Raw genomic sequence first — 13,001 nt, forward strand, 5'->3', positions numbered from 1 at the left:
TTTATAAAACTTAATGATGAAAAACCTTATCCCAGTATTACTTTTGATTGTAACTATCATTTCTTGTAAACAAGAAGTAAAACCAGAAAAAGAAATCAAGGTTCGCGAAGAACAAAAAGAAGAGGTTATACCAGATAGATCTGGAGATTTTCCCGAAGATATTGCTACTGTTTTTAGAGCTCATGGGGGTATTAACACCTTTGACCAAATGAATAGTATGATTTTTGAGATTGCCAAACCCGAAGGAAACGAAAAACACACTATCGATCTTAAAACTCGTTATGCACGAGTAGAAACAGATAAATTTGTTTTAGGGTTTGATGGTAAAGAAGCCTGGTTAGAACAGGATTCTACTTATTTTAAGGGAAATCCTCGTTTCTACCATAATTTGATGTTCTATTTTTATGCAATGCCTTTTGTTTTGGGTGATGATGGAATTTCATATCAAAAAGTAGATGATCTTAACATAGATGACATTTCATATGCGGGTTATAAAATATCTTATGGAGATGGTGTAGGGGATTCACCCAAAGACAATTATTTCCTTTATTATGATAAAGTATCTGGAAAGATGAAATTTCTGGGATATACGGTTACATTTTTTAGTAAAGAATCTAGCGAAAAAATAAGCCTGATAGAATATGCAGCCTGGAATGATGTAAATGGAATATTACTTCCTACAACTCTTAAATGGAGAGCGTATAAAGATGGTATAGTAGGAGAGGTTAAAAGCGAAATAAATTTTGTAAATGCTAAAATAGATAAGAAAAAAGTTTCTGGTTCATTATTCAAAAAACCTGTTATTGAGGAAAGTAAGACTTTGTAAATAATGTATGTTGTAATGCCAGAAAACTTAATTGAAAATAAGTTTTAAAAATCAAATAAGATTAAGAGAATATGACATTACATTTCAGGTTCATTACGATAACTTTAGTTTTAACTTTTTGTACAAATAATTTTGCTCAGGCACAGGAAATTCTGAATACTGCCAAATTACCTGATACTTCATCTTGGGAATCAGTTAGAAAACAAATTAAAATGGAAACCCGTTTTATCAAGAGATGGCCCGATGCCGAACATTATTTTAAAAGAGGTAGATATAAAGCAGTAATACATGAGTGGAAATCAGCACTATCGGATTTAGATAAATCAATTGAGTTTAGCCCTAATACAATGATTTCATATTATGTTAGAGGAGCCGTAAAAGAAAGATTAGATGATTTAGAAGGATCGAGAGATGATTTTTCAAAAGTTATCGAACTAAAACCAGATTTTGAAATGGCTTGGTTAGATAGAGCCCAGATTTATACAAAACTTAAAAATTTTGATGCTGCAAAAGAAGATTTGGATATAGCTCTAAAATTGTACCCAAATTGGAGTCTTGCTTTCTTTCGATTTGGTAATTTATATAGTGATAAAAAAGACTACGATAATGCAATATTATATTACGAAAAATGTATAGAAATTAACAAAGGTTCATATATGGCATATAATAATTTGGGGGATATATATTATAAGAAAAAGAACTACGACAAAGCAATTTTTTACGCCACTGAAGCAATACTAATTTTTCCCGATTATGTAAAAGCTTTAAAAACAAGAGTAGGAGCAAAAATGGCTAAAGGAGATACGGATTTCTGTGAAGATATTAAAAAATTGGTAAAATTAGGGGATATAGAATCGATAGCAATTATTGATAAATATTGCCCAAATTGATTTATAAAGTAATATTACCTTAATGGCAATTGTATTGTATTATTTTCTTAGTAATTATACTTTAGCCTATATTGGGTACAGATAGTTTTAAGAAGTAAAGCCTTTTTAACTAAAAAGGCTTTACTTCTTTAGAAAGATTATTTAAAACTACTATTTAGTATATTTTTCACTATACCGTTTCCATAATTTAGTCTGATGGCTTTCTAAGCTAATATCACGCCCTTGAATAAAAGCTTTCTCTAATTGATTTGTACGCATATCCAGAGCATCGCCTATACTTATAAATAAAGTAGCATCTTTACCAACCTCAAGAGTTCCGGTGCTATTATCTATACCTAGAATTTTAGCACTATTACCTGTAATAAGCTGTAAGGCCTTTTCTTTATCTAATCCATGTGCAGCAACAGTTCCTGCCTGAAATGGTAAATTTCGCGCATTAGCACGCTCCATTTGGCCGCTATTCTGTAATGCCACCAATACTCCCGCATCCATCAATAATTTTGCGTTTTTATATGGTAAATCATAATCTTCATCTTCTTGTTGAGGAGTAGAATGTGTTCTTGTAGTTAACACAGGAATATTGTTTTGTTTTAGCTGGGCTGCAACTTTATAGGCTTCATAAGCACCTACCAAAACTATTTTCTTGATATCATTTTGTTTAGAAAAGCTAAGTACGTCCAAAATTTCTTTTTCAGTATTTACATGTACAAACAAAGTTTTTGATCCATCAAAAATACCTTTCATTGAAAGATGAGGAAGGTTTCCTGTTGTTGTATTTGACTTAATAGAAGCTTTGGATTGATGAATAAAATCTACTAATTCTGTTACTTGTTCTACATATTTTTTATTGGGTTTATATCCTGGTTCTTCACCAAGCCACCAACGACCCCTGGTAAAAGAACTTGGCCAATTAATATGGATACCATCATCTACTTTTATAGTTGCATCTTCCCAGTTCCAGGCATCTAATTGTACAATCGATGATGTTCCCGAAATTCTACCACCACGAGGAGTAATCTGCGCTATTAAAACACCATTAGGGCGCATACTTTCAACAATTTTACTCTCTGCATTGTAGGCAATAATGCTTCGGATATGTGGGTTGTAATTTCCAATTTCACTATCGTCATCTGTTGCACGAACAGCACCTATTTCTACTAATCCTAATGTAGAATTTGGAGCGATAAAACCAGGATAAATATGTTTGCCAGAAGCATCGATTACGGTTCCTTTTGCAGAGGCACTCTCATTAGTACCTATTGCCGTTATCTTTCCTTTTTCAAAAATGATAATGCTATTTTCAATAACTTCTCCATTACCAATATGTGCTGTAGCACCAGTAATCGTTATTGCCTCGTTCTGAACTTTTGCCGGGGTTTGCTGCGCTGTTACTTTTCCATAGAAAATGGTACACAGTGCTATTATGAATACTATTTTTTTCATATCTATTTTATATAATTTTCTTGTCACACCGAGCTTGTCGAAATGTTGTTTGAATTGATTCTGGACAAGTTTTGTGTACATATCTTTTTAATTAATAGTTTCTAAAGTTTCACATTCGAACTGCTGCTTTTCCTTTTTCTTGGCAGGTTGCGTTTTAAGACCACTATTTTTTGCTTTTAGCATCATAGTAGAAAGTTTGTTTCTTTCTGAAGCAATAGATTTTCTCATAGCCTTGTCTTTTTCAAGATCAAAATAAACGGCTCCTTCGATTATAGTTTTTTCTGCTTTGGCATATATCGATAGTGGATGATCTGTCCACAATACCAAATCTGCATCTTTACCTATTTTAATGCTTCCTACCTTGTCATCGATATGTAAAAGTTTGGCAGGATTAAGAGTTACAAATTTCAAAGCATCTTCTTCGCTTACACCACCGTACTTAACCGATTTTGCAGCTTCTTGATTAAGACGGCGAGACATTTCTCCGTCATCACTATTAATTGCAGTAACGACCCCTTGTTTATGCATAATGGCAGCATTATAAGGAATCGCATCATTAACTTCATATTTGTATGCCCACCAATCAGAGAAGGTAGACCCTCCAACACCATGCGCTACCATTTTATCTGCTAATTTATATCCTTCTAGGATATGTGTAAAAGTGTTAATTCTAAAATTAAATTTTTCGGCAACTTTCATTAGCATATTGATCTCACTTTGTACATAAGAATGACAGCTGATATAACGTTGACCGTTTATTATCTCTGCCAGGGTTTCCATTTCGGTATCTTTGCGATAGGGTTTACCACTGGTCTTACGTTTATGATATTCTTTTGCACGAGAAAAGTAATCTATATACAATTGTTCGACTCCCATTCTTGATTGTGGGAAACGGCTAAAACTTTGCCAGTTACTTTGTTTTACATTTTCGCCTAATGCGAATTTGATAAATTTGGGTGAATTAGGATAGATAAGATTTTGAGCACTTTCTCCCCATTTTAATTTTATAATTGCAGAACGCCCTCCGATTGGATTTGCAGAACCGTGAAGAATCTGAATTGAAGTTACACCACCAGCAAGGTTTCTATAAATATCGATATCATCTGGTGATACGACATCTTCGATAGTTACTTCGGCAGAAGAATTATGTCCAGCTTCATTAATTGCTGCTGCGGCGATATGAGAATGCTCGTCAACAATACCAGAAGTAAGATGTTTTCCTGTAGCATCTATTATTTTGGCATTGCTATCATTAAGGTTTTTACCAATAGCAGTGATTTTACCATTTTTGACTAATACATCGGTCTCTGTTAAAATCCCGTCGGTTTCATTAGTCCATACTGTGGCACTTTTAAATAGTAACGACTCTGACTTTGGTAATTGAGAGTTTCCATATGCTATATTAGGATACACAACAGGAAGAACTTTGGGTTTTTCTTTTTTGTCGGTTGATTTTTTATCCTTTTTTTCTGAAGACTCTTCAGGTTTCTTTTTTACAGAAAAAGAAGTTTGCGCTCCATTAGGAAGAATAGCCTTACCACTCCAAAAATTAGGAGAGTCAGCAATGCTAGATACAATCCTTGTATATTGTGTTTTAGTTGTATCTGTATCAGTAAAAGTGATGGTTACCCAATCATTTTTATAGTTTATTTTGGTGCCTAATTTTGTTTCACCAAGTTTTATTTCGGCTTTAGGTTTTGTAGGTTTTCCAGAAATGGACATATCATAGGTCTTTCCGGCAACGGTTAGTGTATAGTTACCATTAATATCGGTAACATTCATATCATTCACTATATTTTTACGGCCTTGTACCCAGTTTTCATAAATAACATTGTCTTTTGAAAATAATTCGCTTTTGGTGATTATAAAGTTGGCATAACTTCCTTTTTTTATACTTCCTAAAAGATTACTCTTTCCTAAAATCTGTGCAGGTACTGTTGTTAGAGCAGCAATGGCAGTTTTTTTATCCAGACCATACTCAATAGCTTTTATGATTCTTTCTTTAAGATCTGCTATCTTTTTTAATTTATGTGTAGTCAAAGAAAAGGTAATCCCATTTTTTGATAATACCGAAGGATTTGTCGGGGCCTGGTTCCAATGCCTCATATCTCCTAGGCTTACCAAATTAGCCATAAAAGGATCTGAAACATCATAGGCTTCAGGAAAATCCAGAGGAATGATATACTTGGCATTGGTAGCTTTTACTTTGTCGATTCTGGCATATTCATCTCCACCGCCAACAAGTATATATTGTGTCTTAAATTGATCCCCAACCTTATCAGCTCTAAACCCATTTATTCGACTTCCGGCTTCAAAAATTTGAGGAAGGTTTTTATTTCTGTTTAAGGCTTCTAGTGATAGATCTTTGTTAGTGGCATTACCACCAGCGTACCAGTCGGCATCGTGATACATTTGTCTTAGAAGTGCCATAGCCCCCATTAATGAAGTAGGGTATATTTGTTTACTTTTATTGCTTTTAGAAAAAGATAAGAATTGTGATGATCGATCACTTAATAGTCGATCTCCTTCTGTACCTTCATTATTTAGAGCTACTAATAGCCCTGTTCCTCTTACAATACCATCTGGCATATGTGTATTAAGCACTCCGAACCCTTCTTTTACATATTCTGTCGCTTTTTTTGCATCATATTTAAATGATGTTAAGGCATTTGTTTCGGGACGAATGTGATCGTTCCAGTAGTACCCTTCTCGGGAAGCTTCGTATTGAGGATTACCACGAAAAGGACTTCCTCCTTTTCGTTTAGGCTTTTCGATACCAAAATTGGTAAACAGATCAATAAAAGAAGCATAAATATGTTTCCCATTTAGGTCAATTATCACACTATTCGCAGGTGCTGTAATAGCATTCCCTACCTGAACAATCTTACCCTTTTGGATAACCAGAGTTCCGTTTTTGATTTCGGTATCAGGTGTTGTGTGAATCGTTGCATTTTTAAATACGGTATAATTAGAATTTGTTGTATTAACCCCATCATTTTTTGGGAAATAATCCTGAGAGTAAGAATTTAAAATTCCGCATATCACCGTAAGTGATAATAGAAGTTTTTTCATAAATGTAGTGTAAAAGTAAATTGAATCAGATTTAAAGATAATGGTTGAAATAAAAAGAGGTTATTAATTAAGATTGTTTTAACATTAGCTATTACACTATTAAATTTGTATTTTTAGAATTATAACTGTGTTGATTCACAATAGAATGTATAATAATGAAAAGTTTTTTTATTCTTTTTTTATGGATTGGTACTACTTTGATGATTGGTCAAACCAATATAAATAATGACTTTAATTCTAGTAATAACTTAACATACGATACTACAAAAGTACTTAATGTGTATAGTAGCCCTACTGGAAACAGCTATACCGAAAAATCAATAAAAGGACATAAATATTATATAGAGGACTATAAAATAGCAGAAATTTATGTTGATGATAGGATGATTCATAAATACGCTGTTCGTTATGATGCTTATCACGATCAAATTGAAGTTGTAGAAAATGATAAAAAATTTGTGCTTTCTAAAGAAAATAAAATCCGAGTGGTTTTGAAAGACTATGAATATGGGATATTATTAAATAAAAAAGGAGTGGAAGAATATTTTGTTATTTTTAATAAGGACAAAGAAACTTCATTAGTATTAAAAGCAAGAAAAAAAATTGAAGATGCCAAAAAACCTCAATCTGGTTTTGAGAAATATAGACCTCCGGCTTTTTATAGAGATTATTCTTATTTTATAAAAAACAATTCGGGTGATTTAAAGAAAGTAAGACTAAAAAAGAATAGCATTCTTGCCGTTTTGAAAGATAAAAAAGAAGAACTTGAAAAATTTGCCTCTTCAAAGAAATTGAAGTTTAAAAAAGAAGCAGATTTAATTAAAATTATAGATTACTACAATACATTGTAGTACTATTAGAGTCTTGTCTAGCACTAATTTCAAGATAAAAATGTGATTATCTACTATTCTTTCCATTTTTAACTTCCAGCAGAGACAGAATAAATACATCAGAAATCCCAATTTCATATATAGATGTAAATCTTCACGTTTTTAATATAGCATACTTAGAATTTGTTGTGGTAACCTAGCCTATTATTTTTTTGAGAAATAATCCTGAGAGTGAGAATTAAAATTCTGTATATCACCGCAAGTGATAATAGAAGTTTTTTTATAAGTGTAGTGTATCATAAATTGAATCAGATGTAAAACTAAGGTTGATATAAGAAATGTTGTTAATTAAGATTGTTTTAACATTACTTGTACTAGTATATTTATGGATTTTTAGAAATTTACGAAAATATTAACAAGAAAAATTTATAATAATGAAAAACCTTTTTATTCTTTTTTTAATCGTAAGTAATACTGTAATGATTGGGCAGGAAACCATTGGAGGAGGAGCCTCGGATCCTGGTGGTAATACAGCGATAGGGCCTTTTAGCTCAACAATTATAGTACAACAAAAAGCTCGTAACACAACTATTAAAGGGCACCAGTATTTTGAAGAGAATAATGAAATAGCAACAATTTATGTGAATAAAAAACAAGTACGTCAATGCTTAGTTAGATATAATGCTTTTAATGGAGAACTAGAATATGTAGATGATAATAAAAGATTTAATATGCTAAAAGTAGAGAACTTAGAAGTTGCTCTTAAAAAGTATAGTTATAAACTATTTGAATATGAAGGAGATAGGCAATTTTTTATTGTATATAATAAAGGACCATTCTCTCTGGGTATGAAAGCATTGAAAAAAGTAAAACAAGGAAAAGAAGCAGTAACCAGTTATGATGCCAGTACACCTTCAAAATATGTTGAGAATAATAAATATTTCATAATTAATAATGAAGTGGGAGAGGTTAAAAAAGTAAAGCTTAAGAAAAAAGATATACTCAAAGTTTTAGATAAAAAAGAAGAACTTGAAAAGTTTGCTTCTTCAAAAAAACTAAGTTTTAAGAAGGAAAAAGACCTGATTAAGATTATTAACTATTATAATTCTATATAACTTTAATAATTTGACTTATCTATTTCATTTTATCCGAATTGAAAATTAACTTGTAATATATTAGATCGTTAAATAGTATTTTTAATAATGGAGGAGATATTATGTATATAAATCGTTTCTTTACTTGGGAAAAATTTAAATTAAAGAGAATGAAAAAATTGTTTTTAGTGCTTTTATTGTTGCAAAATTGCCTGGTTGTTGGACAAGCTAAAACTGGTTCGGTTGCTGAAGCTGAAGAAACAACAAATATGAGTGCTTATGGGACTCGTGTAGTTGTTAAGAAACCTCCAAAGTACAGTGTTCAGGGGCATCAGTATTATGAAAATGAAAATAAACTTGCTTCAGTATATGTAAACGGAAAAAAAATGCGTAGAGCCTATGTTCGATATAATACTTTAAATGATGAAATTGAAGTTACAGAAATATTCAATATTCTGAAAAAAGAGAATATTCGGGTTGTTTTGGATGAAGGATATGTGTATAAGATGTTAGATTATGAAGGGACAAAGCAGTTTTTTGTCTTTTTAAAAGAAGGGAAGAACTCTTTGGTTATGAAGGTAGAAAAGAAGATAAAGCAAGGTCAAAATGCAGTTGATGCTTATGAACAAACAACGAATGATAAATTTATAGAAAAACGTAGTTATTTCATATTGAAAGCAGGAGGAGATTTACTTAAGATCAGATTAAAACAGAAAGATATATTGAAAGCTTTGGAAGATAAAAAGAGCGAAATCGAAAAGTATGTTTCCTCAAAAAAGCTTAATTATAAAAAAGAAAGTGATCTAATTAGAATTGTGGGGTATTATAATACTTTATAGTTGCTCTATAATTTGGTCTTATAATAATTAACTAATAAAGCTACGACATAGCTATAGGTGTCCATACCATCAGGTTGGTTATTAGCTTTTAGATAACTATCATAAGTACTTTTAAAAATGGGTTCGAGGGGATTTTCATAAGATTCCCAGAACTCATTTACTTCGATATAATTTCTTCTAATACCAGGCCTTAGCTTTTCGATAAGACAGATTGCTTTTTCTTCATTACGAATATAAAGATCGTTTAGGCAAAATTTTAATGCAAAGGTAGCTCCACTATAATTAAAATATATATCATCATAATTCATTGTAGTCAATGCTGCTATAAAATTGGCTTCATTTTCTTTGGCAAACCCTAATTGATGCGCTTCTTCATGACAACTAGTAGTTGGTGCCTTGTAATTGAGTATTAGTCCATTTACTTGCGCTTCATTGGTAATAGGGTTTAAATACCCGCTAAACCCCATATAGGTGAGAGGAAGACTTAATATAGACGTTTTAATGCTTTTAGGGTGATATTGTAATACAGGAAATATTTGATGTAACTGATCGTATGCAGGAATAGTTTTTTGAAATATTTCTTCTTTAGAATAGGGGATGTGTATTGGTAGAGAATCGTTAGATTCTAGTTGCAGGTGCAAAGAATTGGCTTGAATTATTAATTTTTCTGAAACGGTAATTAGTTCTTCTTCAGTATATTCATCATCTAATTCTAATATCTCATGTAAGGGTAATCTATAATAATTCATTCCCCAAAGAATATGAAAACAAGCATACACAATAGATAAAGTAGCACCAATATCTAATACTACTTCTTTCCACAACAAACGCTTCTTAAATACTTTTTTAAATAAAAAGCGTATTAGCATAATAATCAAAACACAATATAAAATATCACCGAAAGAAAATGGAATCCATCCAAATACATATCGCAAAGCTTTAGAGATATATACAAACAAGCCGTTACTATAAAATCGTTCTATAACTTCGGGGAAAAAAGAAAGAATTTGAATCAGAATGATTTGAACGGGAAGTAATATGGTGAGATAAAGTTTTGTCTTAGATTGCATGGGATAAAGATATTTACAATTCTCAATTTAGAATGAAGAATTAAGAGTTTTTTAGTATCTATTCGTTAGACTCTAGAAACTTTGAGACTTTGATAGCGCTACGCTTTGATACTAGATTTAAATTTTAGAATTTTGCTACATATCTATAATATAAAGCTGTCAATATTTAAACATCAATTATGAATTCAGAAATAAGAAGCCTTGAGCCTAAAGTGATATGGAATAAATTTGCAGATCTTAATGCAGTTCCCAGACCTTCAAAAAAAGAAGAACGCGTTATTGCGTTTATGAAAAATTTTGGAGAATCCTTAGGGCTAACTACCGAGATAGACAAGGTTGGTAATGTTCTAATCAGAAAACCAGCTACTTCGGGAATGGAAGATCGCAAAGTGGTGGTGATGCAGTCGCATCTGGATATGGTACATCAAAAAAATGCAGATACCGACTTTGATTTTGATACTCAAGGCATAGAAATGTATATTGATGAAGATTGGGTTAGAGCCAAAGGAACAACTCTTGGTGCTGATAATGGATTAGGAGTAGCTACTATTATGGCAGTTCTAGAATCTACAGATATAGCACATCCTGCTATCGAGGCATTATTTACCATTGATGAAGAAACAGGGATGACAGGTGCTATGGGATTAGAAGGAGGATGGTTACAAGGAGATATATTATTAAACCTGGATACTGAGGAAGATGATGAAATAGGAGTTGGTTGTGCCGGCGGAATTGATGTTACAGCAAAAAGAAATTACAAAGAAGAACCAGTTGCAGAGGGTAAAGTAGGATATACAATTGCTATTACTGGACTTAAGGGCGGCCATTCTGGGATGGATATTCATAAAGGATTAGGGAATGCTAATAAAATAATGAATAGACTATTGTTTGATGGTTTTGAGAATTTTGGTTTACAAATCAGCGAAGTAAAGGGAGGAAGCCTACGCAACGCAATCCCAAGAGAGAGCTTTGCAATAGTTGTAGTAGATACGGTACAGGCAAAAGCTTTTGAATTCGAAATAGGTGAGTTGTCAAAAACAATTCAGAATGAACTTTCTATCGCTGATCCTGATCTTACCATAGAAATTAATACTACAGATTTACCAGCGCAGGTAATGGAGTTAGGTGTTCAGGAAGGGGTAATAAAGGCATTATATGCTGCACATAATGGAGTGTATGCTATGAGCGCCTCAATCCCTGATTTGGTAGAAACTTCTAATAATATTGCTAAAATAACAATAGGAGAAGGAGACATCACTATCGAATGTTTAACCCGTAGTAGTGTAGAATCTTCTAAACTAGATCTTGCAAACAAGTTAAGAGCTACTTTTGAGTTAATAGGATGTGAAGTAACTACTAGTGGTGATTATCCTGGTTGGGCCCCTAATATGAATTCTCCAATTTTAAAAGTAATGGACGAATTGTATCAAAACCTGAATGGAGAAAAAGCACATGTAGCTGCCTGTCATGCAGGATTAGAATGTGGTATCCTTGGACAGAATTATCCAGATATGGATATGATATCATTTGGCCCAACAATATTAGGAGCACATTCACCAGATGAAAGAACAAGCATATCATCGGTACAGAAATATTGGAAATTCGTAAAAGAAATCTTAAAAGAAGTACCTGAAAAATAAGAATAAGGTATCAGTTTATACTCAAACATTGCAGATATATATGATACTTGCTGTAGTGAGATATAAACACTATCAGACTTTTACCTTGTTGAAATATTGATAAGTAATACTTCTATCCTTATTTTTGGAGTATAATCATATGAATATAAAAATGGAATTAAAAAAACTGGTAAAAGAATGGTTTGAGATATGGGAGAAAGGAGATTTTCTGAATTTACCTATCTCAGAGAATTTTAAGCATACGAGCCCTTACGGAACAATACAAGGAAAAAAAGAATACCTAAGCTTAATTGAAGCGAACAAAGACAAGTTTTTAGGTCATCATTTTGAAATTCATGATGAGATTTATCATAATAATCGGGCTTGTGTTCGATATACAGCAACTCATGAAGATTCGGTATTAAGTGTAAGTGAATGGTATTTTTATAAAGAAGGTCAAATAGAAGAAATTATAGCTTATTATAATATAGAAGAAGAAAGGATAAAAATAGATTGATTATCATTCCTTTTTATGTTTAATGAATTATATAATTATGATAAATCATCTTGTAATAATGAAGGCAAAAAACATATTTGCGATTTTGTTCATACTAGTTTTGTCAGGTTGTGATAGCTCGTCAGGAGATAAAAAAATAACTATAATTAACTTAGGTACAACAAAAATGGCAGTTGTTGACGATGTGAATGGTAATAGGAAAGAATACTCTTATGATAGTAATTATGAGATTGAAAAAAAAGAAACCGAAATTAGTATTAAAAATAAGTCGGATTATTCAGAAAAATTTATTGAAGGACTCAAAAAATTAGGAGAGGAGAAAATTACACTTTCAGATAATCTGTTGATTTTAAATGATAGAGATACTATTTATTTTCCCGAAACTCCAAAAATAAATCGTCGAATAACATTAACAGGTAAAAAAGATAATCTTGCTATTGCGGTTACAGTTAAACGATTTAATTATACTACAATAGATTATAAAATTGAGATAACAGAATTCGGTAAATCAAATCATACCCAAAAAGGAAAAGCCGATATAGCTTCAGGTTTCTATTTAGGTGACGAATCTGATGAAAGCGAGAAAACCGGAGTTAGTTATTTTGTAACAGAATTTTCTGATCTGAGAGAAAGTGATTGTTATACGTATATTCGACTTGGGTATGAAAAAGAAACAGGCCCTTATTTACTTGGGAAAATAATAAAGAATTGTAATGGTAAACTATCAGATATAGATCTTGATAATTTTCCAGCATTACTAGAAAAATAGAGTATATAAAAATGATAACAACCTGTTATAGG

General features: G+C 31.9%; 11 protein-coding genes. 8 read left to right on the top strand and 3 right to left on the bottom strand.

The annotated features are described in order from the left end of the window. Positions 1 to 16 precede the first annotated feature (16 nt). Positions 17 to 826 (top strand): DUF6503 family protein, encoded by an 810-nt coding sequence (locus NNL09_RS14570; protein WP_196909661.1) that lies wholly within the window; start codon positions 17 to 19, stop codon positions 824 to 826. 71 nt (positions 827 to 897) lie between these two features. After that, a complete protein-coding gene (locus NNL09_RS14575) occupies positions 898 to 1,716 on the top strand; it encodes a tetratricopeptide repeat protein (RefSeq protein WP_254514255.1) in 819 nt (272 codons plus the stop codon). A gap of 150 nt (positions 1,717 to 1,866) precedes the next feature. Here the strand turns inward: NNL09_RS14575 and NNL09_RS14580 are convergent, their stop codons facing one another. Next, positions 1,867 to 3,159 carry an amidohydrolase family protein gene (locus NNL09_RS14580; protein WP_196909663.1) on the bottom strand — a complete coding sequence of 431 codons (1,293 nt, stop codon included), beginning with the start codon at positions 3,157 to 3,159 and terminating at the stop codon, positions 1,867 to 1,869. 87 nt (positions 3,160 to 3,246) lie between these two features. Further along, positions 3,247 to 6,231, bottom strand: coding sequence for an amidohydrolase family protein (locus NNL09_RS14585; protein ID WP_196909664.1), 2,985 nt, complete (start codon positions 6,229 to 6,231; stop codon positions 3,247 to 3,249). Positions 6,232 to 6,386: 155 nt separating this feature from the next. Between NNL09_RS14585 and NNL09_RS14590 the strand changes: the two genes are divergently transcribed. The 3 genes from NNL09_RS14590 (at position 6,387) to NNL09_RS14600 (ending at position 8,994) form a co-directional block, all read left to right on the top strand. Further along, the gene (locus tag NNL09_RS14590; protein ID WP_196909665.1) at positions 6,387 to 7,082 is read left to right on the top strand and encodes a hypothetical protein; all 696 of its coding nucleotides are present in this window, start codon (positions 6,387 to 6,389) and stop codon (positions 7,080 to 7,082) included. A gap of 413 nt (positions 7,083 to 7,495) precedes the next feature. Then, entirely contained in the window at positions 7,496 to 8,176 is a 681-nt protein-coding gene (locus NNL09_RS14595) for a hypothetical protein (RefSeq protein ID WP_025666115.1), read from the top strand. Between the two features lie 149 nt (positions 8,177 to 8,325). Next, the gene (locus NNL09_RS14600) at positions 8,326 to 8,994 is read left to right on the top strand and encodes a hypothetical protein (protein ID WP_196909666.1); all 669 of its coding nucleotides are present in this window, start codon (positions 8,326 to 8,328) and stop codon (positions 8,992 to 8,994) included. A gap of 5 nt (positions 8,995 to 8,999) precedes the next feature. On the opposite strand, the gene NNL09_RS14605 is transcribed toward NNL09_RS14600, so the two are convergent. Beyond that, entirely contained in the window at positions 9,000 to 10,064 is a 1,065-nt protein-coding gene (locus tag NNL09_RS14605) for a DUF3810 domain-containing protein (protein WP_196909667.1), read from the bottom strand. Between the two features lie 179 nt (positions 10,065 to 10,243). Here NNL09_RS14605 and NNL09_RS14610 point away from each other — a divergent pair, with 179 nt between their 5' ends. From NNL09_RS14610 to NNL09_RS14620, 3 genes are all read left to right on the top strand, one after another. After that, positions 10,244 to 11,704, top strand: coding sequence for an aminoacyl-histidine dipeptidase (locus NNL09_RS14610; protein WP_196909668.1), 1,461 nt, complete (start codon positions 10,244 to 10,246; stop codon positions 11,702 to 11,704). A gap of 151 nt (positions 11,705 to 11,855) precedes the next feature. After that, positions 11,856 to 12,200, top strand: a complete 345-nt coding sequence (locus NNL09_RS14615) for a nuclear transport factor 2 family protein (protein ID WP_196909669.1) — start codon at positions 11,856 to 11,858, stop codon at positions 12,198 to 12,200. Between the two features lie 166 nt (positions 12,201 to 12,366). After that, positions 12,367 to 12,969, top strand: coding sequence for a hypothetical protein (locus NNL09_RS14620; protein WP_160170117.1), 603 nt, complete (start codon positions 12,367 to 12,369; stop codon positions 12,967 to 12,969). Positions 12,970 to 13,001: the final 32 nt, after the last annotated feature.

Origin of the sequence: Aquimarina sp. EL_43, from assembly GCF_943422735.1 — a bacterium.
Lineage (GTDB): Bacteria > Bacteroidota > Bacteroidia > Flavobacteriales > Flavobacteriaceae > Aquimarina > Aquimarina megaterium.

Excerpts from the sequence above, each read along its gene's own strand:
- NNL09_RS14570 (WP_196909661.1), top strand. The coding sequence starts at position 17 with ATGAAAAACCTTATCCCAGTATTACTTTTGATTGTAACTATCATTTCT.
- NNL09_RS14575 (WP_254514255.1), top strand. The coding sequence starts at position 898 with ATGACATTACATTTCAGGTTCATTACGATAACTTTAGTTTTAACTTTT.
- NNL09_RS14580 (WP_196909663.1), bottom strand. The coding sequence starts at position 3,159 with ATGAAAAAAATAGTATTCATAATAGCACTGTGTACCATTTTCTATGGA.
- NNL09_RS14585 (WP_196909664.1), bottom strand. The coding sequence starts at position 6,231 with ATGAAAAAACTTCTATTATCACTTACGGTGATATGCGGAATTTTAAAT.
- NNL09_RS14590 (WP_196909665.1), top strand. The coding sequence starts at position 6,387 with ATGAAAAGTTTTTTTATTCTTTTTTTATGGATTGGTACTACTTTGATG.
- NNL09_RS14595 (WP_025666115.1), top strand. The coding sequence starts at position 7,496 with ATGAAAAACCTTTTTATTCTTTTTTTAATCGTAAGTAATACTGTAATG.
- NNL09_RS14600 (WP_196909666.1), top strand. The coding sequence starts at position 8,326 with ATGAAAAAATTGTTTTTAGTGCTTTTATTGTTGCAAAATTGCCTGGTT.
- NNL09_RS14605 (WP_196909667.1), bottom strand. The coding sequence starts at position 10,064 with ATGCAATCTAAGACAAAACTTTATCTCACCATATTACTTCCCGTTCAA.
- NNL09_RS14610 (WP_196909668.1), top strand. The coding sequence starts at position 10,244 with ATGAATTCAGAAATAAGAAGCCTTGAGCCTAAAGTGATATGGAATAAA.
- NNL09_RS14615 (WP_196909669.1), top strand. The coding sequence starts at position 11,856 with ATGGAATTAAAAAAACTGGTAAAAGAATGGTTTGAGATATGGGAGAAA.
- NNL09_RS14620 (WP_160170117.1), top strand. The coding sequence starts at position 12,367 with ATGGCAGTTGTTGACGATGTGAATGGTAATAGGAAAGAATACTCTTAT.